The organism is Pseudomonas sp. JAI120 (assembly GCF_014207255.1).
Taxonomy (GTDB): Bacteria; Pseudomonadota; Gammaproteobacteria; order Pseudomonadales; family Pseudomonadaceae; genus Aquipseudomonas.
Genome location: NZ_JACHCZ010000005.1, coordinates 38,507 through 61,994 on the forward strand (window position 1 = coordinate 38,507; position 23,488 = coordinate 61,994).

At 61.9% G+C, this 23,488-nt stretch carries 15 protein-coding genes; 9 read left to right on the forward strand and 6 right to left on the reverse strand.

Annotated elements, in window-relative coordinates; genetic code table 11:
- Positions 1–15 precede the first annotated feature (15 nt).
- From HDC32_RS23960 to tpx, 6 genes are all read right to left on the reverse strand, one after another.
- The gene (locus tag HDC32_RS23960) at positions 16–2,112 is read right to left on the reverse strand and encodes a bifunctional diguanylate cyclase/phosphodiesterase (protein WP_145337324.1); all 2,097 of its coding nucleotides are present in this window, start codon (positions 2,110–2,112) and stop codon (positions 16–18) included.
- Between the two features lie 602 nt (positions 2,113–2,714).
- Positions 2,715–4,184, reverse strand: a complete 1,470-nt coding sequence (locus tag HDC32_RS23965; protein ID WP_131696558.1) for an efflux transporter outer membrane subunit — start codon at positions 4,182–4,184, stop codon at positions 2,715–2,717.
- The gene (locus HDC32_RS23970; protein ID WP_131696559.1) at positions 4,181–7,288 is read right to left on the reverse strand and encodes an efflux RND transporter permease subunit; all 3,108 of its coding nucleotides are present in this window, start codon (positions 7,286–7,288) and stop codon (positions 4,181–4,183) included. Before HDC32_RS23970 ends, HDC32_RS23965 begins: the two co-directional genes overlap by 4 nt.
- Positions 7,285–10,386: an MdtB/MuxB family multidrug efflux RND transporter permease subunit gene (locus HDC32_RS23975; RefSeq protein ID WP_145337322.1), complete on the reverse strand. Its 3,102-nt coding sequence runs from the start codon at positions 10,384–10,386 to the stop codon at positions 7,285–7,287. The genes HDC32_RS23970 and HDC32_RS23975 overlap by 4 nt, the downstream gene beginning before the upstream one ends.
- Positions 10,383–11,681, reverse strand: a complete 1,299-nt coding sequence (locus HDC32_RS23980) for an MdtA/MuxA family multidrug efflux RND transporter periplasmic adaptor subunit (RefSeq protein ID WP_145337321.1) — start codon at positions 11,679–11,681, stop codon at positions 10,383–10,385. Before HDC32_RS23980 ends, HDC32_RS23975 begins: the two co-directional genes overlap by 4 nt.
- Positions 11,682–11,913: 232 nt before the next feature.
- Positions 11,914–12,414, reverse strand: coding sequence for a thiol peroxidase (gene tpx, locus HDC32_RS23985; protein WP_131696562.1), 501 nt, complete (start codon positions 12,412–12,414; stop codon positions 11,914–11,916).
- A 159-nt stretch (positions 12,415–12,573) separates the two neighbouring features.
- Between tpx and HDC32_RS23990 the strand changes: the two genes are divergently transcribed.
- The 9 genes from HDC32_RS23990 to HDC32_RS24030 all read left to right on the forward strand — a co-directional run bounded on the left by HDC32_RS23990 (position 12,574) and on the right by HDC32_RS24030 (position 23,438).
- Positions 12,574–13,863: a glycosyltransferase gene (locus HDC32_RS23990; RefSeq protein ID WP_184745762.1), complete on the forward strand. Its 1,290-nt coding sequence runs from the start codon at positions 12,574–12,576 to the stop codon at positions 13,861–13,863.
- A 72-nt stretch (positions 13,864–13,935) separates the two neighbouring features.
- Positions 13,936–14,841 (forward strand): AraC family transcriptional regulator, encoded by a 906-nt coding sequence (locus tag HDC32_RS23995; RefSeq protein WP_131696564.1) that lies wholly within the window; start codon positions 13,936–13,938, stop codon positions 14,839–14,841.
- A gap of 190 nt (positions 14,842–15,031) precedes the next feature.
- Positions 15,032–16,342, forward strand: coding sequence for a sugar ABC transporter substrate-binding protein (locus HDC32_RS24000; protein WP_145337318.1), 1,311 nt, complete (start codon positions 15,032–15,034; stop codon positions 16,340–16,342).
- Positions 16,343–16,499: 157 nt separating this feature from the next.
- Positions 16,500–17,390, forward strand: a complete 891-nt coding sequence (locus HDC32_RS24005) for a carbohydrate ABC transporter permease (RefSeq protein ID WP_184745764.1) — start codon at positions 16,500–16,502, stop codon at positions 17,388–17,390.
- A gap of 10 nt (positions 17,391–17,400) precedes the next feature.
- On the forward strand, positions 17,401–18,231 hold the full coding sequence (locus HDC32_RS24010; protein WP_032886872.1) for a carbohydrate ABC transporter permease: 831 nt from the start codon (positions 17,401–17,403) through the stop codon (positions 18,229–18,231).
- Between the two features lie 36 nt (positions 18,232–18,267).
- Positions 18,268–19,371, forward strand: a complete 1,104-nt coding sequence (locus HDC32_RS24015) for an ABC transporter ATP-binding protein (RefSeq protein WP_090405114.1) — start codon at positions 18,268–18,270, stop codon at positions 19,369–19,371.
- 15 nt (positions 19,372–19,386) lie between these two features.
- Positions 19,387–20,868, forward strand: coding sequence for a mannitol dehydrogenase family protein (locus HDC32_RS24020; protein ID WP_184745766.1), 1,482 nt, complete (start codon positions 19,387–19,389; stop codon positions 20,866–20,868).
- Positions 20,869–21,005: 137 nt separating this feature from the next.
- The gene (xylB, locus tag HDC32_RS24025) at positions 21,006–22,487 is read left to right on the forward strand and encodes a xylulokinase (protein ID WP_184745768.1); all 1,482 of its coding nucleotides are present in this window, start codon (positions 21,006–21,008) and stop codon (positions 22,485–22,487) included.
- Positions 22,488–22,499: 12 nt separating this feature from the next.
- Complete coding sequence (locus HDC32_RS24030) at positions 22,500–23,438, forward strand: carbohydrate kinase (protein WP_131696569.1); 939 nt, start codon at positions 22,500–22,502, stop codon at positions 23,436–23,438.
- Positions 23,439–23,488 lie beyond the last annotated feature (50 nt).

Consider the following 23,488-nt stretch of genomic DNA (forward strand, 5'->3'; position numbering starts at 1 on the left):
ATCCAATACTAACCGTCACGCAAGGCTTTTGTCAGGCATCGCTGCGTCTTCGGCGCGCTGGATATCGGCCATGAAGCTGTCCGCCGGCAGCGGGTGGCCGAGCAGGTAACCTTGCAGGGAGTTGCAGCCCAGCCGCGTGAGGAAGCTCTGCTGCACATTCGTCTCCACCCCTTCAGCGACAATCCGCAGCCCCAGGGCCTGGCCGAGGGCAACGATGGCCGAGACGATGGCCGCGTCGTCGCTGTCGTGCTCCAGGTCACGCACAAACCCACGGTCGATCTTCAGCTCGTTGGCGGGCAGGCGCTTGAGGTACATCAGGCTCGAATAGCCGGTACCGAAGTCGTCGATGGACAGGTCCACGCCCATGTCCGACAGCTGCTGCAACACCGTCATGCTTGCATCAGCATCGCTCATGGCCGTGGTCTCGGTAATTTCCAGGGTCAGGCTGTTAGCCGGCAACCGGTGCCGGGCAAGTGCGCCGGCGACGCTGTTGACCAACCCGGCGTGGCAGAACTGCAACGCCGACAAGTTCACCGCGATACGCCAGTGCTCATAACCCTGGGCGTACCATACGCTCATTTGGCGACAGGCCTCATTGAGCACCCATTCGCCGATGGGGATGATCAAGCCGGTTTTTTCCGCCAACTCGATAAAAGTGGCCGGCAACAACAGGCCTTGTTGCGGATGCTCCCAGCGCACCAGCGCTTCAGCCCCCACCGGGATGCCACTGAGCGCATCAAACTTGGGCTGGTAGTACAGACGAAATTGCTCTTGCTCAAGGGCATTGCGCAGGTCTTGCAGCAACTGCAATTGCTTGCGCGCATTGGTGTTCATCGACACATCAAAAAAGCTGTAGCCGTTCTTGCCCATGCCCTTAGCGTGGTACATGGCGGCGTCGGCGTTCATCAACAGCTCCTGGGGGTTGTTACCGTTGCCCGGGAACATCGCGATGCCGAGGCTGGCGGAAATTTTCAACTCATGCTCGGCCACCTGGAACGCGCGGTTGATCAGCATCACCTGGCGTTCGGCGAGGCCAAGGGCATCGTCGGACTGCGTCAACTGCACCAGCAAGACAAACTCGTCACCACCGATACGCGCCAGGGTGTCATGGCTGCGCAGGTCTTCGCGCAGGCGCAGGCCGACTTCGCGCAACAACTGGTCACCCATGTGATGACCAAAAGCATCGTTGACCGGCTTGAAGCCGTCCAGGTCGATAAACATCAGGGCGAAGCAACCGCCCTGCTCTTTTACCGCTTCAATGGCCTGTTGAATGCGATCCGCCAACAACGTGCGGTTGGGCAGGCCTGTGAGCATGTCGTGCAGGGCCAAGTGAGTCAGTTCCTGGTTGGCCAGGGACAACGAGTCGGCGAGCACGGCGGTGCGTGCTTCCAGACGGGCATCGAGCAACGAGGTGAGCAATGCAATCGCCAGCACCGCCAGTGTCGTGACCAATACCAGGTTATCCAGGCCCTTGCCGCTCAAGCCGTCCAATGCCGCACCGCAGAAGCTTTCATCGGCAAAACGTGCCGCCGCCATACCGGTGTAATGCATGCCGACAATGGCGAACCCCATCACCATCGACGCCCCGCCTCGGGCCAGGCGCACAAACGGGGTATTACGGCGCAGGTTAAATGCGATCCACAATGCGGCACCGGAAGCCGCCACCGCGATCAGTAACGAAGCGCCGAACAACGTGGGGTCGTAATCGATACCCGGGGTCATGCGCATCGCGGCCATGCCGGTGTAGTGCATGCTGGCAATACCGCTGCCCATGACCAGCGCGCCGAACGCCAGTTGCCAGGCGGGCAAACGGGCTTGGCTGACCAGCCATAACGCAAAGCCGCTGGACAGTACAGCGATCAACAACGACAGGCCGGTGATACCCACGTCAAAGCCCAGCGCGAACGGCAAGCGCAACGCCAGCATGCCAATGAAGTGCATGGACCACACCCCCACGCCCATCGCCAGGGCACCGCCGGCTATCCATAAATAAACAGCGCGCCCTTTGGCCGTCGCGATGCGGCCGCTGAGGTCCAGCGCGGTGTAGGAAGCCAAGATCGCGACAAACAGGGAGATCACGACCAACGAGGGTGAATAACTACCGATGAGCATGGGACTTCTCGTGGGCATCGGACCTGAAACGCCCGTGCCAAGTGGCAAAGCGCGCGATTGTAGCGAGAATAATTATTGGATAGTTGATTAATTATCAGAAGGCCATTAATGGCAATTTGACGCCAATCTACTGGCTCGAAGACCCACATGATTTAGGGCCATGGCTCGAAGGCACGTGCGTTTTCAGGTACGCCCAAGCGCTATCCCACTTCGGATAACTGAGCAAAAAGAAGCGAACCATGCGCCTTTAGCAGGCCTTCATCTTTGCTACAACCGGGAAGAGTATGAGGTGTGCGGGGAGAATAGATGGCTTTGAAAACAAGGTCGTAACCTATCGTTCTCGAGCCGGAAAAGAGTACGAAATTAAAGACTCGGACACTCGATTTTTAAAATTCAGAGTCTCCGGTGAGATAGGAGAAATTCTAAAATACGTCCCTTTGAAATCTAATCTTCTTATATATGCCAATACAACCGCCCTTCCTCCGGGAGGGGAGCTAGTAGCATTTGATAGCAGCAGAGGTACGGATTTAGGTCGGCGGCCTGTATTGGGGAGCTGCTATATAAGCAAGCTCCCCGCCAAGGAACCCCCGTCCTCCTCAAGATCAATCCTTCTCGGCAATCGGCGTCTGCCCATCCCAGCCACCGCCCAGTGCGGCGATCAGTTGCACGCTGGCCACCAGGCGGCTCTGCAGCAGGGTCAGCACGGTACGCTCGTTGCTCAGCGCAGTGGCCTGGACAGTCACCACGTCGAGGTAGGCAATCAACCCGGCCTTGTACTGGTTCTGGGTCAAGCGCAGCGATTCTCGGGCGGCCTCAAGCGCTTCGTTGCTGACTACCGCCTCGTCTTCCAGCACCTTGAGCTGCACCATGTAGTTTTCCACTTCACGGAAGCCGTCGAGCACGGTCTGGCGGTACTTGGCCACGGTCTCGTCGTAGGACGCCACGGTGCGGTCGACTTCCGCCGAGCGCTGGCCGCCGTCGAACAGGGTCATGGCGAGTTTCGGCCCTACCGACCAGAAGCGGTTCGGCAGGCTGATCCAGTCGGCATAGGTGCTGCTGGAATACCCACCGGCCAGGCTCAGCGTCAGGTCCGGGTAATAGGCGGCCTTGGCCACGCCGATATTGGCGTTGGCAGCGATCACCGAGCGTTCGGCCGAAGCAATGTCCGGGCGACGTTCAAGCAACTGCGACGGCAGGCTGACCGGAATCTGCGGCAGCGCCGGAATGTCCTTGCTCACCGCCAGGTTGAAGTTGGCCGGTGCCTCGCCAATCAATACGGCGATGGCGTTTTCCAGTTGGGCGCGCTGCCAGATCAGGTCGATCAGGCTGGCCTGGGTGGTCTTGAGCTGGGTTTGCGCCTGGGCCACCGCGTCCTTGCCGGAGACGCCGGCACGGTATTGGTTTTCGGTCATTTGCAGGGAGCGCTGGTAGGTCTCCAGGGTCGCTTGCAGCAGGCGTGTCTGCTCGTCCATGACCCGCAGTTGCAGGTAGCTTTGCACCAGTTCCGACTGTTGGCTCAGGCGCATCGCGGCCAAGTCCGCCGAGCTGGCTTCGGCGCTGGCCTCGTTGGCCTCCAGGCCACGGCGCAATTTGCCCCAGATGTCCGCTTCCCAGCTCACGCCCAACTGTGCGTTGAGCGTGTCGCGAATCCCGCTGCTGGAACTGCTGAGGCTGGCGCTGCTGCTGCCGGTGCCCTGGCTGGCACGGGTTTTACCGGCGCTCAGGTCGACGCTCGGGTAAAACGCCCCGCGTGAACTGCGCACCAGCGCCTGGGCCTGGCGAAAGCGCGCTTCGGCCTGGGCCACGGTCTGGTTGGAATTATTCAGGCGCAGCACCAGGTCGTTGAGCTGGCGATCACCATACAGCTCCCACCAGGCGCCACGGGCCAGCGAGTCGCTGGGGGTGGCCTGGCGCCAGCCCTGGGCTTCCTTGAATTGCGCGGGCTCGACGACTTCCGGACGCTTGTAATCCGGGCCGACGGCGCAGGCGCTGAGCAGTGCGCCGCAAAGCACCAGACTCGCAACACGGGAACCACGGATCATGGCCAATTTGGCAAAGGTTGAATCGGTCATAGCGCAGTGTCCAGGGCAGCATCGGTACGCACGCCGCGCCAGGCGTTGAAGCGGTGGCGCGCGCGGTCGAGATAGAGGTAGACCACCGGGGTGGTGTAGAGGGTCAGGACCTGACTGAAGATCAGGCCACCGATAATGGTCAGGCCCAAAGGACGACGCATTTCCGCGCCATCGCCAGCGCCGAGCAGCAACGGCAAGGCACCGAGGATGGCCGCCAGGGTGGTCATCAGGATCGGCCGCAAACGCAGCAGGCAAGCACTGCGGATCGACTCCAGCGGGCCCATGCCGTCGTTACGCTCCAGTTGCAGGGCCAGGTCGATCATCAGGATCGCGTTCTTCTTCACCACGCCGATCAGCAGGAACAGACCCAGCAACGAGATCAGGCTGAACTCGCCGCCCGTCAGGTAGATCGCGAGCATGGCGCCGACACCGGCCGACGGCAGGGTCGAGAGGATCGTCAGCGGATGAATGTAGCTCTCATACAGAATGCCCAGCACCAGGTACACCGCCACCAAAGCGCCGAGGATCATGAACGGCTGGCCCTTCTGCGTGGCGGCAAATGCATCGGCGGTGCCGGCCATCTTGGCGATCACGTCTTCCGGCAGGCCGACCTTGGCAATCGCCCGCTCGATCGCGGCCGTGCCCTGCTCCACCGTAACCCCTGGCGCCATGTCGAAGGCGATGTTTTCCGAGGCGAACTGGCCTTCGTGGCTGACGCGGTCGTTCGCCAGGCTGTTCTCGTAATGGGCAATGGTCGACAACGGCACCCGCGCGCCGCTGGAGGTAATCACCTGCATCTGGTTGAGGGTGATCGGGTCCTGGGCGTATTTGGGGTTGACCTCCATCACCACCTGGTACTGGTTGAGGCTGTCATAGATGGTGGAAATCTGCCGCTGGCTGTAGGCGTTGTTGAGCACTGCCGTGACCATGTCCATGTCGATGCCCAGGCGCTTGGCCTGGTCGCGGTCGACAATCAGCGTGACCTGGGCCGCGCCGCGCCCTTCACGGGCGTCAATGGCCGTCAGTTCCGGCAGCTCACGCAAGGCGGCCACGACTTTCGGGTACCACAGGCGCAGCGCTGCGAGATCACCGCTTTGCAGGATGTAGGAATACTGCGCGCTGGTCTGGTCACGGCTGCCGCCAAATTGCAGGTCCTGGTCGGCCATCAGGAACAGACGCCCGCCCGGTACCAGCGGTACGTCCTTGCGCAGCCGCTCGATCACCGCCTGGGCAGAAATCCTGCGTTCGCTGATGGGCTTGAGGCGCACCAGCATCACCGCATTGTTGGTGCCGTTGTTGCCACCGATAAAGCCGGCCACGCTGAGCACCGCCGGGTCCTTGAGCACCGCCTTGCGGAAGATTTCCATCTTCGGCTGCATGACGCTGAACGACAGGCCGTCATCGCCGCGCACAAAGCCGATCAATTGGCCGGTGTCCTGTTGCGGCATAAAGGTCTTCGGCACCACCACGTAGAGCGCCACGTTCAAACCAATGGTCAGCAACAGGCTGAGCAGGGTCAGGCGGCGGTGGCGCAGCACCCAGTCCAGGGTGGTGGCGTAGCCGGCGACCATGCGGTCGTTGATCTTCTGGCTCCAGCGCTGCAGGCCGGTCATCTGCCCTTTCACGTGGGGCTTGAGCCAACGGGCGCAGAGCATCGGCGTCAACGTCAGCGAGACGATCAGCGACACGATGATCGCCGCCGACAAGGTGATGGAAAACTCGCGGAACAGGTTGGTGACGATCCCGCCCATGAATAGGATGGAGAGGAACACCGCCACCAGCGACACGTTCATCGACAGCAGGGTAAAGCCGACTTCCTCGGCGCCCAGGTAGGCGGCTTTCATCGGCGGCACACCCGCGTCGATGTGCCGGGAAATGTTCTCCAGCACCACGATGGCATCGTCCACCACCAGGCCGGTGGCCAGGATCAGCGCCATCAGCGAGAAGTTGTTCAGCGAGAAACCGTACAGGTACATGATCGCGAACGTGCCCACCAGCGACACCGGCACCGCCAGGGTTGGAATCAGCGAGGCGCGGAAGTTGCCGAGGAACAGGTACACCACCAGGATCACCAGCCCCACCGCAATCAGCAGGGTCATCTCGGCTTCATGCAGGGTCGCGGTGATCACCGGCGAGCGGTCCATGGCCAGGCTGAGCTTGACGCTGGACGGCAGCACCGCCTGCAACGCCGGCAGTTGTGCCTTGATCTGCCTGACGGTTTCGATGATGTTGGCACCGGACTGGCGGTTGATCACCAGCAGCACCGCCGCATCATTGTTGAAGAAGCCACTGTTGTAGCGGTCTTCCACGCCGTCGCTGATCTTTGCCACGTCCTTCAGGCGCAAGGCAGCGCCGTCCTGGTAGCGAATCAGCAGCGGCTCGTAGTCCTTAGCCTTTTCCAACTGGTCGTTGGCCTGGATCTGCCAGTTGCGCTCACTGTCTTCCAGGGAACCCTTGGGCCGGCGCTGGTTGGCGTTGGCGATGGTGTTGCGCACGTCGTCCAGGGCCACGCCGTACTGGTCGAGGGCCTTGGGTTCCAGCTCGATACGCACCGCCGGCAGGGAGCTGCCGCCGATCTGCACTTCGCCCACGCCCGGCACCTGGGACAGGCTTTGGGAGAGGATGGTCGAGGCCAGGTCGTACAACTGGCCCTTCTGCAACACGTCCGAGGTCAGCGACAGCACCATGATCGGTGCCTGGGACGGGTTGATCTTCTTGTAGGTGGGCATGCTGCGCATGCCGCTGGGCAGCAGGTTGCGCGAGGCATTGATGGCTGCCTGCACTTCCCGCGCGGCACCGTTGATATCACGGTCGGAGTCGAACGCCAGGATCACCCGGGTGGAGCCCTGGCTCGACGAACTGCTCATGGTGGTGATGCCGGCAATCGCGCCGAAGGAGCGCTCCAGCGGCGTCGCCACGGTGGACGCCATCACCTCGGGGCTGGCGCCGGGCAAGCTGGCCGAGACCACGATCACCGGGAAATCGATCTGTGGCAGCGGCGACACCGGCAGCAGGTTGAAGCTGACACCGCCCAGCAACATGATCGCCAGGCTCAGCAGCATGGTGGCCACCGGTCGGCGGATGAAAGGTCCGGACAGGTTCATGACTCAACCGGCTCCAGGCTTTGCGGCTCTTTACGCCAGCGGCGGCCGAGGCGATCGAAGTACAGGTAGATCACCGGCGTGGTGAACAGCGTCAACACCTGGCTCACCAGCAAGCCGCCGACCATCACCAGGCCGAGGGGCTGGCGCAATTCAGCGCCGGAGCCGGTGGCCAGCATCAACGGCACTGCACCGAACAGCGCAGCCAGGGTGGTCATCAGGATCGGCCGGAAACGCAGCAGCGCCGCCTGGTAGATCGCGGTCTGCGGGTCCAGGCCCTGATTGCGTTCGGCGTCGAGGGCGAAGTCGATCATCATGATCGCGTTCTTTTTCACGATACCGATCAGCAGGATGATGCCGATGATCGCGATCATGCCCAGGTCGTTGCCACTGAGCAGCAAGGCCAGTAAGGCCCCTACCGCTGCCGACGGCAAGGTCGAGAGAATGGTGATCGGGTGAATGTAGCTCTCGTAGAGCACACCGAGCACGATGTACATGGTGACCACCGCCGCCAGGATCAGCAGCAAGGTGCTCGACAGCGACGCTTCGAAAGCCTGTGCCGCGCCCTGGAACTGGGTCTGCACGCCCACCGGCATGCCGATGTCCTTCTGCGCCTGGTTGATCAGCTCCACGCCCTTGCCCAGCGCAACGCCGGGGGCCAGGTTGAACGACATCATCACCGCCGGGAACTGGCCGATATGCGCAATTGCCAACTGCGCCTGGCGCTGTTCCACATGGGCCAGGCTGGACAAGCGCACCTGACCGCCGTCGGTGGTTTTCACGTGGATCTGGTTCAGCGCCGCCGGGCCCAGGGTTTCTCCCGACTGGGCCTGCAAGACCACGCGGTACTGGCTGGCCTGGGTGTAGATGGTGGAAATCTGCCGCTGGCCGAACGCGTCATACAGGGCATCGGTGATGGTCGACACACTGACGCCCAGGCGCGAGGCCGCATCGCGGTCGATCACCAGGTACACCTGCAGGCCTTTGTCCTGCAGGTCGCTGGCGACGTCGGTGAGTTCCGGCATCTGGCTCAGCGCATGCACCAGCTTGCCGCTCCACAGGGCCAACAGGTCGGCGTCCGGCGAGGACATGCTGAATTGGTACTGGGTGCGGCTGACACGGTCTTCGATGGTCAGGTCCTGCACCGGCTGCATGAACAGGCGGATGCCCACCAGCTTGTCGATCTGCGGTTGCAGGCGGGTAATCACCTGGGCCGCGCTCAAGTCGCGCTGGCCGTGGGGCTTGAGGTTGATCAGCAAACGGCCGCTGTTGAGGGTGGCGTTGTCACCATCCACACCGATATAGGACGACAGGCTTTCCACCGCCGGGTCGGTGAGGATGATTTTCGCCAGTTCCTGCTGGCGCTGGCTCATGGCGGCGAATGAAATCGACTGCGGCGCCTCGGAGATCCCCTGGATCACCCCGGTGTCCTGCACCGGGAAAAAGCCCTTGGGCACCACCAGGTACAGCACCACCGTAAGGCCCAAGGTCGCGATGGCCACCAACAGGGTCAGCGGCTGGTGCTTGAGCACCCATTGCAACTTGCGCCCATAGGCTTCGATCAGCCAGTCGATCCAGGCGCCGCTGGCCTTGTAGAAACGGCTCTGCTCTTCTTCCTTGGGCTCGCGCTTGAGCAAACGCGCGCACATCATCGGCGTGAGCGTCAGGGACACCACCAGGGAAATCAGGATCGCCACCGCCAGGGTGATGGCAAACTCGCGGAACAGCCGCCCGACCACGTCAGCCATGAACAGCAGCGGGATCAATACGGCGATCAGTGACAGGGTCAGGGAAATCAGGGTGAAGCCGATCTGCTTGGCGCCCTTGAGCGCGGCGGCCAGCGGCGTCTCGCCTTCCTCGATATAGCGCGAGATGTTCTCCAGCATCACGATGGCATCGTCCACCACAAACCCCGTGGCGATGGTCAGGGCCATCAGCGTCAGGTTGTTGATGGAGAACCCGGCCAGATACATCACGCCAAAGGTGCCCACCAGCGACAGCGGCACGGCAATCGACGGAATGATCGTCGCGCTGACCCGGCGCAGGAACAGGAACGTCACCATCACCACCAGGGCGATGGCGATCAGCAATTCGTGCTGCACATCGGTGACCGAGGCGCGGATGGTCTGGGTGCGGTCGGTGAGGACGGTCACGTCGAGGCCGGCCGGCAGGTTGTCGGTGATGCTCGGCAGCAGCGCCTTGATGCGGTCGACCACCTCGATCACGTTGGCACCCGGCTGGCGCTGGATATTAAGGAGCACGGCCTGGTTTTCGTTGGCCCAGGCGGCGAGGCGTTCGTTTTCCGCGCCGTCGACGATCTGTGCCACATCTTTAAGGCGCAGAGGCGCGCCATTGTTGTAGGCCAGGATCAGTTCGGCGTATTGCTGCGGCGACACCAACTGGTCGTTGGCATCGAGCATCGACACCCGCGTGGGGCCGTCAAAGTTGCCCTTGGGCTGGTTGACGTTGGACGCGGCGATCAGGGTGCGCACGTCGGACAGGTTCAAGCCGTTGGCCGCCAGGGCTTCGGGATTGACCTTGATGCGCACGGCCTGGCGCTGGCCACCGGCGATGCTGACCATGCCGACGCCGCTGATCTGCGCGATCTTTTGCGCCATGCGCGTATCGACCAGGTCATTGAGCTTGGGCAACAGCATGGTCTTGGAGGTAATGGCCAGGGTCAGCACCGGGGTATCCGCCGGGTTGACCTTGTTGTACACCGGCGGCGCCGGCAAATCCTTGGGCAGCAGGTTGGTGGCGGCGTTGATCGCAGCCTGCACCTGTTGCTCGGCGACATCCATATTGACATCGAGGTTGAAACGCAGGGTCAGCACCGACGCACCGCCGGAACTGGTGGACGCCATCTGGGTCAGGCCGGGCATCTGCCCGAACTGGCGCTCAAGCGGCGCGGTGACCGCGCTGGTCATCACATCGGGGCTGGCGCCGGGGTACAGGGTCATCACCCGGATTGTCGGGTAATCCACCTGGGGCAGCGCCGAGACCGGCAACAAGCGGTAGGAAATAATGCCGGCCAAAACAATCGCCAGCATGCTCAGCGTGGTGGCGACCGGGCGAAGGATAAACAGCCGCGACAGGTTCATGAACCGACCTTTTGCGCCTTGCCGGCGGTGGTGCCGGTCTCCCCTTTAGCCGCTGGCTTGCCTTGCAGGTGTTCGGTTGGCGTCGTCGGCACTTCGCTGCTGTCATTGACCACTTCGATCTCGCTGCCATCCTTGAGGCGGTCGGTGCCTTCAAGCACCACGCGGTCGCCGGCGACCAGGCCTTCCTTGATCACGGTGTTGTCGCCATCGGTGTCACCCACCACCAGCGGCTGGACCTTGACCTTCTTGTCGCCATCGAGCTTGTAGACAAAGGTGCCGGTGTTGCCGAACTGAATCGCGGCGGACGGCGCCAGCACCACGTTGTGCAAGGTATCGGCAAGCAAATGCACGTTGACGAACTGGTTGGGAAACAGCGCCTGGTCCTTGTTATCGAAACGCGCCTTGAATTTCAGGGTGCCGGTGGTGACGTCGATCTGGTTGTCCAGGCTCTGCAGCACGCCGGTGGCCTGCTGTTTCACGTCGCCACGGTCCCAGGCTTCCACGGGCAGCTTGTTGCCGGCGCGATAACGGGCGAGCACGGTTTCGAGGGTGTTTTCCGGCAGGGTGAAGGCCACGCTGATCGGTTGGGTCTGGGTGATCACGGCCAGGAAGGTGGTGTCGTTGGCCGCCACCAGGTTACCCACGTCGACCTGGCGCAAGCCGACGCGACCGCTGATAGGCGCGCGGATCCTGGTGAACTCGAGGTTGAGCTTGGCGTCGTCCACCGCGCCCTGGTTGGTCTTGACAGTGCCCTGGTATTGCAGGACCAGCGCTTCGGCGGTGTCCAGGGTTTGCTTGGCGATACTGTCCTGGGCATATAGGCCACGATAACGCTCGACATCGACCTGGGCGTTTTTCAGCAGGGCCTGGTTCTGCATCAGCGTGCCCTGGGCCTGGAGCAAGGCGTTCTGGTAGCTGCGCGGGTCTATCTCGGCCAGCAGGTCGCCGGCCTTGACCATCTGCCCTTCTTCAAAAGCGATCTTGACCAGCTCGCCGCCCACCCGACTGCGCACATTGATGGTATTGAGCGCGGTGACCGTGCCCAAGGCCTTGTAGTACACCGGGAACTCCCCCAGCACCGCCGGCGCCACACGCACCGGCACCGGGCCGGTGGACCCGCCGAAGCCCGGGCGCGCCATGCCGGTTTTGCCGGTGTGCCCGGCCGGTGCGTCTTTGTGGGCGGCGCCGCTGGGCCAGAATTTCCAGCACAGGCCGGCGATAACCAGCAGCACGAGCAGGCCGAACAGCCAGCGGCGGGAGTTGCGGGGGGAGGATTGCATGGAGTGATCAACCATTGGGCGCGAGAGCTTCTTCTTCGGGAGGCTGAAAGATAAGCACTGGAGCGCTTTAAGAAAAGCGCCTTTACCGGCTATTTACCTTGGGCTTACAACTTTTAACTTCTGCGGCTTAGTCCGACAGCTATTTCGCTAAGCGCCTGACATGCAAATAAAAACGGCCTGGACTAGGCCAGGCCGCAATCATGTATCGAACGTGTTACTGCAAAACGACAGTAATGCGCCGAAACAGTTACTTCAAAACAGCCAGGGCCGCTTCGTAGTTCGGCTCTTGGCCGATTTCCGAAACCAGTTCGCTGTGCAGCACATTGTTGTTTTCGTCCAGTACCACGACAGCACGGGCGGTCAGGCCTTTGAGTGGGCCATCAGTAATTGCCACGCCGTAATCGACTGCGAAACCAGGGTCACGGAAGTCCGACAGGCTCTTCACGTTTTCCAGGCCTTCGGCGCCGCAGAAACGCGCCTGGGCGAATGGCAGGTCAGTGGAGATGCACAGCACAACGGCGTTGTTCAGCTCGTTGGCCTGGGCGTTGAACTTGCGTACCGAAGTCGCGCAGGTCGGGGTGTCGACGCTTGGGAAGATATTCAGCACTTTGCGCTTGCCGGCAAAGGTCGCCAGGGTTGCATCCGACAGATCGCCGGCGGTCAGGGTGAAGTCTGCAGCTTCAGAGCCGACTTTCGGCAATTCGCCTTCAACCTGGACAGGGTTCCCACGAAGGGTGACTTGAGCCATGAACAGAATCCTTATGCTGGGTTTTGGTTAAACGAATTCGAGAGGCGGAAGTTAACCACAAAGTGCCGTGGCTACCTACCGCCAGACACAAATTGTCATGCCACGCGGTTGTGGTTTAATTGCGTGCTTTGCGCCTGCCCTCCAAGGAAACCGTTGTTGATGAATCAGCCCGCCACCAAAGTCCTGGTCATTGGTTATGTCTGGCCGGAGCCGCGTTCCTCGGCCGCGGGCGGGCACATGATGCAGATCCTCGAAATGTTTCTTACGCAAGGTTGGGACATTACCTTCAGCAGCCCCGCAGCGCTGGGCGAGCACAAGGCCGACCTGCTTGCGCTGGGCATCGCCGAATGCGCGATTGAGCTCAATAACAGCAGTTTCGACGATTTTATCCGCGAACTAGCCCCGGACATCGTGCTGTTCGACCGTTTCATGATGGAAGAGCAGTTTGGCTGGCGCGTGGAGAAATGCTGCCCCGACGCCCTGCGCGTGCTGGAAACCGCCGACCTGCAAAGCCTGCGCGACGCCCGTCACCAGCGTCTCAAGGCGCACCTCAAGGCCCATCCGGGCAGCGACGACTTCACTGCGCTGTTTTCCCCGGCCCTGGAGGAAGAATTCCAACTGATGGCCGACACCGACCTGGCCAAACGCGAAATCGCCGCGATCTACCGCTGCGACATCAGCCTGATGATCTCCGACGTGGAAATCCGCCTGCTCACCGAACAGTTCAAGGTACCGGCCGCCCTGCTCCACTGGTGCCCGTTGATGATGACGCCGCCAACCGACGCCTTCGTACCGTTCGAGGAGCGTGCGCACTTCCTCAGCATCGGCAACTTCCGCCACGCGCCGAACTGGGACGCCGTGCTGTGGATGAAGAACAGCCTCTGGCCGCTGATTCGCCAGCAACTGCCGGGCGCCCAACTGCATATCTATGGTGCCTACACCCCGCCCAAGGCCACCGCACTGCACAACCCGGCGCAAGGCTTTCACGTGATGAACTGGGCCGAGGATGCCCTGCAAGTGATGACCGCTGCGCGTATCTGCCTGGCGCCCTTGCGCTTTGGCGCGGGCATCAAGGGCAAGTTGGCCGATGCGATGCTGTGCGGCACACCCAACATCACCACGCCGGTGGGTGCCGAGGCCATGGGCGATGAACAGCCCTGGCCTGGCGTGATCGAACCGAGCGCCGCCGCCCTGGCCGCCGCCGCGGTGAGTTTGTACCAGGACCGCGAGCGTTGGACCCAGGCCCAGGAGCACGGCCGCCAGCTGCTGGCGCGCCGCTATGACCAAAACGTGCATGGTCCCGCGTTGGTGGAGAGCCTGGAACGCTGCCGCAGCCATCTCGCCGCCCACCGTCGGGACAACTTCACGGGCAGCATGCTGCGCCACCACGCCCATAAAAGTACGCAGTACATGTCCCAATGGATCGAGGCAAAAAACCGGACCGTGTAAACGCCGGTGCTGGCGAGGTCGTGCGCGAGGGGGCATTATCCTACGCAGCAACCACAATAAAGCGACGGCAGCATGACCCGAGCAACGCGAATCACCGACCCTTCCTACGAGCTGATGGACGATCACAACGGTCTGTCCATCATCTATCGCCAGCATGGTTTCCCCTGCCCGCTGGTGCGCTGGCATTTCCACAAGGAATACGAACTGCACCTGATCGTCGCCAGCTCGGGCAAGGTGTTTATCGGCGACTACATCGGCAACTTCTACCCCGAAAGCCTGTTTCTTACCGGCCCCAACCTGCCCCACAACTGGATCAGCCAGGTGGAGGAAGACGAAGTGGTGCCCAAGCGCGACATGCTGGTGAACTTCACCGATGAGCTGTTCGAGCAGGGCAGCCACATTTTTACCGAACTGAAAATGCTGGCACCGTTGCTGGAGCGCGCTCAATACGGCATCGAGTTCCGCTGCAAAAAAACCATCGCCCAGGCCATGACCCTGATGCAACGTATCGAAGACGCCCAGGGCATGGCGCGCCTGGGGCACTTCTTTATCTTGCTGGAAGTGCTGAGTAGCTGTGAGGACTACCACCTGCTGTCCGGTGTGACCACGCCGCAACTGGCCGATGAACACAGTATCGACCGCACCAACCGCGCGGTGGACTACATTTTCGCCCACTACGCGCGCGAGTTGCCCCTGGAGGAAGTGGCGGAACACCTGGGGATGAAGCCGACGTACTTTTCCCGGGTGTTCAAGCAGGCGACCGGGCGCACATTTATCGAGTTTGTAAACCGGCTGCGCATCAGCAAGTCGTGCGAGCTGCTGGCCGATGGCGACAAGGCCGTGACGGATGTGTGTTTTGAATCGGGCTTCAACAACATCTCCAATTTCAACCGGCGATTTCAGCAGCTCAAGGGCATGACACCCTCTCACTACCGCCGCCTGGCGGTACAGCGCTTGACCGAGCAGAACCTGGCCTAATGGTGATCGCGCCCACGTAGTGGACACGATCCTCAAGTGCAAAAAAGTATCAGTCCAAGTGTTCCCAAGGATTTGTCACAGCCCCGTTTGAAGGCTGTAATCAACGCACACTCTTCCTGACTGCTCGTAGGAAGACACAACAACAATAACTGTCCTTCTGTAGCCTCTGGGCGCGGAAATGGAGTGCGCGATGAAGTTCACAGCAAAAGCTCTGCTTGCCTGTACCTGTATGACCCTCAGCGCCGTCAGCCTTGGCGCGCAAACCCTGACCATTGCCACCGTCAACAACAGCGACATGATCCGCATGCAGAAGCTCTCGAAAACCTTCGAGGCCGAGCATCCGGAGATCAAGCTGAACTGGGTGGTGCTCGAAGAAAACGTACTGCGCCAGCGCCTGACCACCGACATCGCCACCCAGGGCGGGCAGTTCGATGTGTTGACCATCGGCATGTACGAAGCCGCACTCTGGGGCGCCAAGGGTTGGCTCGAACCGATGAAGGACTTGCCGGCGTCCTACGACCTCGACGACGTATTCCCTTCCGTGCGTGACGGTTTGTCCGTCAAGGGCTCGCTGTACGCCCTGCCGTTCTACGCTGAAAGCTCGATCACCTATTACCGCACCGACCTGTTCAAGAACGCCGGGCTGAGCATGCCCGAGCACCCGACCTGGAGCCAGATCGGCGAATTCGCGGCCAAACTCACCGACAAGAGCAAAGAGCAATACGGCCTGTGCCTGCGTGGCAAAGCCGGTTGGGGTGAAAACATGGCGCTGATCACCACCCTGGCCAACGGCTACGGCGCGCGCTGGTTCGATGAGAAATGGCAGCCGGAATTCAACGGCCCAGAGTGGAAGGACGCGCTGAACTTCTACGTCGACAACATGAAGAAATCCGGCCCGCCCGGCGCTTCCAGCAACGGTTTCAACGAGAACCTGGCGCTGTTCAACAGCGGCAAGTGCGCGATCTGGGTCGATGCCAGCGTCGCCGGCTCGTTCGTCACCGACAAGACCCAAAGCAAAGTGGCTGACCATGTCGGTTTCACCTTTGCCCCGCACGAAAAAACCGACAAAGGCACGTCGTGGCTGTACTCCTGGAGCCTGGCGATCCCGACCAGTTCCAAGGCCAAGGACGCCGCCAAGGTGTTCACCAGTTGGGCCACCTCCAAGGAATATGGCGCATTGGTCGCCAAGACCGACGGCGTTGCCAACGTGCCGCCAGGTACGCGCAAGTCGACCTACAGCGACGAGTACATGAAGGCTGCACCGTTCGCCAAGGTGACCCTGGAATCGCTGAAAGTCGCCGACCCGACCAAACCGACCCTCAAGCCGGTGCCGTATATCGGTATCCAGCTGGTGACCATTCCTGAGTTCCAGGCGATCGGGACCCAGGTCGGCAAGTTCTTCTCCGGCGCGCTGACCGGCCAGCAAACGGTCGATGCTGCACTGACCGCCGCGCAGACCACCACCGAGCGTGAAATGAAGCGGGCCGGTTACCCCAAGTAACCGGGGCCTCACCACAGTTCAGTGTGGGAGGGGGCTTGCCCCCGATAGCAATCTACCAGTTGATGATTTTGTGACTGATACACCGCTATCGGGGGCACGCCCCCCCCTCCCACACTGACCGCACTCCGATCCTTGCTCCGCACTGGTCTTGATTATCATGAATACACCACCCAAAAACCGCCTGGCCAACCCCGGCTGGTTCCTCGTCACGCCCTCGGTTGCCATGCTGCTGCTGTGGATGATCGTGCCGCTGGGCATGACCCTGTACTTTTCACTGATCCGCTACAACCTGCTCTACCCCGGCGAAAACCAATTCGTCGGGCTGGAGAACTTCACTTACTTCATCACCGACTCGGGTTTCCTGCCCGGCGCCACCAATACGTTGTTGCTGGTGGGCAGCGTGCTGCTGATCAGCGTGGTATTCGGCGTGTTGATCAGTGCCCTGCTGGAGGCCAGTGAGTTCCTCGGGCGGGGCATCGTCCGGGTGCTGTTGATTTCGCCCTTCTTCATCATGCCCACCGTCGGTGCGCTGATCTGGAAGAACCTGATTTTCCACCCGGTGTCGGGGATTCTCGCCGCCGTGTGGAAGTTCTTCGGCGCCGAGCCGGTGGACTGGCTGGCGCACTACCCGCTGCTGTCGATCATCATCATTGTGTCGTGGCAATGGCTGCCGTTCGCCATCCTGTTGCTGATGACCGCCATGCAGTCCCTCGACCAGGAACAAAAGGAAGCTGCGCGCCTGGACGGTGCCGGCGCCATCGCGATTTTCTGGCACCTGACCCTGCCCCACCTGGCCCGCCCGATTGCCGTGGTGGTGATGATCGAAACGATCTTCCTGCTCTCGGTCTTCGCCGAAATCTTCACCACCACCAACGGTGGCCCCGGCTACGCCTCGACCAACCTCGCCTACCTGATCTACAACCAGGCATTGGTGCAGTTCGACGTGGGCATGGCCTCGGCCGGCGGCTTGATTGCCGTGGTCATCGCCAATATCGCGGCGATCATCCTGGTGCGGATGATCGGCAAAAACCTGACTGACAAGCCTTGAGGGCCGCGCCATGACGCTTCAACAATCCCGCCGCCTGCAAAGCCTGTTGCTCGGCACCCTGGCCTGGGCCATCGCGATCCTGATCTTCTTCCCGATCTTCTGGATGGTGCTGACCAGCTTCAAGACCGAAATCGACGCGTTCGCCACGCCGCCGCAGTTCATCTTCACGCCGACGCTGGAGAACTACCTGCACATCAACGAGCGCAGCAACTACTTCAGCTATGCCTGGAATTCGGTGCTGATTTCATTCAGCGCCACCGCCCTGTGCCTGCTGATTTCGGTGCCGGCGGCCTACTCCATGGCGTTCTACGAAACCAAGCGCACCAAGGGCACGCTGCTGTGGATGCTGTCCACCAAGATGCTGCCACCGGTGGGCGTGCTGATGCCGATCTACCTGCTGGCCAAGAGCTTTGGCCTGCTGGACACGCGCATTGCGCTGATCATCATCTACACCCTGATCAACCTGCCGATCGTGGTCTGGATGGTTTACACCTACTTCAAGGACATCCCCAAGGACATCCTCGAAGCCGCACGCCTGGACGGCGCCACGCTGTGGCAGGAAATGGTCCGGGTGCTGCTGCCGATCGCCAAGGGCGGCCTGGCTTCCACGGTGTTGCTGTCACTGATCCTGTGCTGGAACGAGGCCTTCTGGTCGTTGAACCTGACCTCGTCCAACGCCGCGCCCTTGACCGCACTGATCGCCTCCTACTCCAGCCCCGAAGGCTTGTTCTGGGCCAAATTGTCTGCCGTCTCGACCCTGGCCTGTGCGCCGATCCTGATCTTTGGCTGGATCAGCCAGAAACAGCTGGTGCGCGGTTTGTCCTTCGGCGCCGTGAAATAACGGTTTCCTATAAAAATTCAAAAGGAGGCCCATCCCATGGCCAACCTGAAAATCAAGAATCTGCAAAAAGGCTTCGAAGGCTTCTCGATCATCAAGGGCATCGACCTGGAAGTGAATGACAAGGAATTCGTCGTGTTCGTCGGCCCGTCGGGCTGCGGTAAATCTACCCTGCTGCGCCTGATTGCCGGCCTCGAAGAGGTGAGCGAAGGCACCATCGAACTGGATGGCCGCGACATCACCGAAGTCACGCCGGCCAAGCGCGACCTGGCCATGGTGTTCCAGACCTACGCCCTGTACCCGCACATGAGCGTGCGCAAGAACATGTCGTTTGCCCTGGACCTGGCCGGCGTCGACAAGAAGCTGGTGGAAAGCAAGGTCAACGAAGCCGCACGTATTCTCGAACTGGGCCCGCTGCTGGAGCGCAAGCCCAAGCAACTCTCCGGTGGCCAGCGCCAGCGCGTGGCGATCGGCCGGGCGATTGTGCGCAACCCGAAGATCTTCCTGTTCGACGAACCGCTGTCCAACCTCGACGCAGCCCTGCGCGTACAGATGCGCCTGGAACTGGCGCGCCTGCACAAAGAGCTGCAAGCGACCATGATCTACGTGACCCACGACCAGGTTGAAGCCATGACCCTGGCCGACAAGGTAGTGGTGCTCAACAGCGGTCGCATCGAGCAGGTCGGCTCGCCGCTGGAGCTGTACCACCAGCCGGCCAACCTGTTTGTGGCGGGTTTTCTCGGCACGCCGAAAATGGGCTTCCTCAAGGGCAAGGTCACCCGCGTCGAAGGCCAGGGCTGTGAGGTGCAGCTGGACGCCGGCACCCTGATCAGCCTGCCGCTGAGCGGCGCCAGCTTGAGCGTGGGCAGCGCGGTGACCCTGGGCATTCGTCCGGAGCACCTGGAAATCGCGTCGCCTGGGCAAACCACCCTGACCGTCACCGCCGACGTCGGCGAGCGCCTGGGCAGCGACACCTTCTGCCACGTCATCACCTCGAACGGCGAGCCGCTGACCATGCGGATTCGCGGCGACATGGCCAGCCAGTATGGCGAAACGCTGCACCTGCACCTGGACCCGGCGCACTGCCATCTGTTCGACACCGACGGTGTTGCCGTGGCCCGTCCACTGCGCGCCGCCGCCTGATTTGCGAGATTTGTGATGAAACTGAATAGACAGAACCTCACCCAGCTGGCGCCGGAAGTCAAACTGCCGGCCTACGCCATTGCGAGTACCTCCCAGGGCATCGCCCATATCGGCGTCGGCGGCTTCCACCGCGCGCACCAGGCGTATTACACCGATGCGCTGATGAATACCGGCGAGGGCCTGGACTGGAGCATCTGCGGCGTTGGCCTGCGCGCCGAGGACCGCAAGGCCCGCGACGACCTGGCCGGCCAGGACTACTTGTTCACCCTGTACGAACTGGGCGACACCGACGACACCGAAGTGCGCGTGATCGGCTCGATCAGCGACATGCTGCTGGCCGAAGACAGCGCCCAGGCATTGATCGATAAACTGGCCAGCCCCGAGATTCGCATCGTCTCGCTGACCATCACCGAAGGCGGCTACTGCATCGACGACAGCAACGGCGAGTTCATGGCCCACCTGCCGCAGATCCAGCATGACCTGGCGCACCCCAGCTCGCCGAAAACCGTGTTTGGCTTTATCTGTGCGGCATTGACCCAGCGCCGCGCGGCCGGCCTCCCGGCGTTTACCGTGATGTCCTGCGATAACCTGCCGCACAACGGCGCCGTCACGCGCAAGGCACTGCTGGCCTTCGCCGCCCTGCACAATGCCGAGCTGCATGACTGGATCAAGGCCAATGTGAGCTTCCCGAACGCCATGGTCGACCGCATCACGCCGATGACCAGCACTGCCCACCGCCTGCAACTGCACGATGAACACGGCATCGACGATGCCTGGCCAGTTGTTTGCGAACCCTTTGTGCAATGGGTGCTGGAAGACAAGTTCGTCAACGGCCGCCCGGCATGGGAAAAGGTCGGCGTGCAGTTCACCGACGATGTGACACCCTATGAAGAAATGAAGATCGGCTTGCTCAACGGCAGCCACCTCGCCCTGACCTACCTGGGGTTTCTCAAGGGCTATCGGTTTGTGCACGAGACCATGAACGACCCGCTGTTCGTGGCTTACATGCGCGCCTACATGGACCTCGACGTCACGCCAAACCTCGCGCCGGTACCGGGTATCGACCTGACCGACTACAAGCAGACCCTGGTGGACCGCTTCTCCAACCAGGCGATTGCCGACCAGTTAGAACGGGTGTGTTCGGATGGCTCGTCGAAGTTTCCCAAGTTCACCGTGCCGACCATCAATCGCCTGATTGCCGATGGGCGCGAGACCGAGCGCGCGGCGCTGGTCGTCGCGGCCTGGGCCTTGTATTTGAAGGGCGTGGATGAGAATGGCGTGAGCTACACGATCCCCGATCCGCGCGCGGCGTTCTGCCAGGGGCTGGTGAGCGATGATGCACTGATCAGCCAGCGATTGCTGGCAGTGGAAGAGATTTTCGGTACGGCTATTCCCAACTCGCCTGAGTTTGTGGCAGCGTTCGAGCGTTGCTATGTGAGCTTGCGTGATAACGGCGTCACCGAAACCCTACAGAACCTCCTGAAGAAACCGGCTTAAATGTGGGAGGGGGCTTGCCCCGATGAGGGTGTGTCAGGCAAATATCCTTCACTGACCCACTGCCATCGGGGGCAAGCCCCCTCCCACACTGGACCGGGTTGCCAATCCAAAAAAATAACACCGCTGAGCACACTCTCATGACCCAGCAAAACCTGTTCCTCGGCATCGACTGCGGCACCCAAGGCACCAAGGCCATCGTCCTCGACGCGTCCAGCGGCAAGGTGCTGGGCCTCGGCGCCGCCGCGCACACCCTGATCAGCGGCGCCAATGGCCGGCGCGAGCAGCACACCCAGGAATGGCTGGATGCCTTTACCGAAGCCACCCACCGCGCCTTGCAACAGGCCGGCGTGGACGGCCAGGACATCTTCGGCATCGGCGTGTCCGGCCAGCAGCACGGCCTGGTGTTGCTGGATGACAGCGGCCAGGTGCTGCGCCCGGCCAAGCTGTGGTGCGACACCGAAACCGCGCCGGAGAACGAGCGCCTGCTGGCCTACCTGGGCGGCGAGAGCGGTTCGCTGGAACGCCTGGGCGTGGCGATTGCGCCAGGCTACACCGTGTCGAAACTGCTGTGGACCCTTGAGCAGCACCCGGACATCTTCGCGCGCATCGCCCATGTCCTGCTGCCCCACGACTACCTCAACTACTGGCTTACCGGCCGCGCCGTCGCCGAATACGGCGATGCCTCGGGCACCGGCTACTTCAACGTGCGCACTCGCGCCTGGGATGTGGCGCTGCTCAAGCACATCGATCCCAGCGGCCGCCTCGAAGCGGCGTTGCCGGCGTTGATCGAAGCCGATCAAACCGTGGGCAGCATCCTGCCGGCCATCGCCGAACGCCTGGGCATTAACCCCAAGGCCATCGTGTCCAGCGGCGGCGGCGACAACATGATGGGCGCCATCGGCACCGGCAATATCGCCCCCGGCGTGATCACCATGAGCCTGGGCTCGTCCGGCACCGTGTATGCCTTCGCTGACCAACCCAACGTCAGCCCGCAGGCGTCGGTCGCCACGTTCTGCTCGTCCAGCGGCGGCTGGTTGCCGTTGATCTGCACGATGAACCTGACCAACGCCACCGGGGTGATTCGCGAGCTGTTTGAATTGGACCTCAACGCCTTCAACGCGCTGGTCGAGCAAGCCCCGATTGGCGCCGATGGCGTGAGCATGCTGCCGTTCCTCAACGGCGAACGCGTGCCCGCCCTGCCCCACGCCACCGGCAGCCTGCATGGGCTGACCATGACCAACCTGACCCGTGCCAACCTGTGCCGGGCCGTAGTCGAAGGCACCACCTTCGGCCTGCGCTACGGCCTCGACCTGCTGCGCCAGACCGGCCTGCAAAGCCAGAGCATCCGCCTGATCGGCGGCGGCTCGAAAAGCCCGGTGTGGCGGCAGATGGTCGCCGATATCATGAACACCGAAGTGATCTGCACCGAACAAAGCGAAGCCGCCGCCCTGGGCGCGGCGATCCAGGCGGCGTGGAGCCAGTCCGGCGAATCCCTGGCCAGCCTGTGCGACAAATGCGTGAGCGTCGACCCGACCAGCCGTACCCTGCCGGTGGCGGCCAGTGTCAGCGCCTATCAACTGGCTTACGAACGCTATCAACAGCACGTGGCAACCCTTTAAGAGCGAACGACTATGTATTTGGTGTGTGGTGAAGCGCTGTTTGATTTTTTCAGCGAGGAAGATGCCAGCGGGCAGGCCTCCAAGGTCAATTACAAGGCGATTGCCGGCGGCTCACCGTTCAACGTCGCGGTAGGTTTGCGCCGCCTGGGCATCGAGGCCGGGTTGTTCGGCGGCCTGTCCACCGACTTCCTCGGCCGGCGCTTGTTGCAGGTGCTGAAAGATGAAGGCGTCAGCGAGCAGTTCCTGGTGGAGTTCGCCGCGCCGACTACGCTGTCGATGGTCGCCGTGGGCGCCGATGGTTCACCGCAGTACAACTTCCGGGGTGAAGGCTGCGCCGACCGACTGCTGGAAGTCGCCCACCTGCCGGAACTGGGGTCTGATATTCGCGGCCTGCATATCGGCTCGTTTTCGCTGGTGGTGCAACCGATCGGCGACACCTTGCTGAACCTGGTCAAGCGCGAAAGCGGCAAGCGCCTGATCAGCCTCGACCCCAACGTGCGCCTTAATCCGCAGCCGGATATCCAGCTGTGGCGCGACCGTGTCGCCGAGTTGGCCAAGCATGCCGACCTGATCAAGGTCAGCGATGAGGACCTGCACCTGCTCTACCCCGGCCAGTCGCCGGAAAGCGTGCTGCAAGGCTGGCTGCAGCACCGTTGCCAACTGGTGTTCCTCACCCGTGGCGGCGATGGCGCCAGTGTGTTCAGCCGTCAGCATGGCACCTGGTCGCAACCGGCACAGAGCGTGGTAATGGCGGATACCGTGGGTGCCGGGGATACCTTCCAGGCCGCGTTGATTGCCTGGCTGACCGAGCAACAGCTGGACTCGGTGGAAGGCCTGCAACAACTGAGCCGCGTGCAGATCGACGCCATGCTCGGTTTTGCCATCCGCGCTGCGGCACTGACGTGCGGCAAGACCGGGCCGGACCTGCCGTATCGCCAGCAGCTTGGATGAAGGTTTTGTCAGCCAGGGAAAATTAATCGATGGTTAATCCCGCAAGTCGA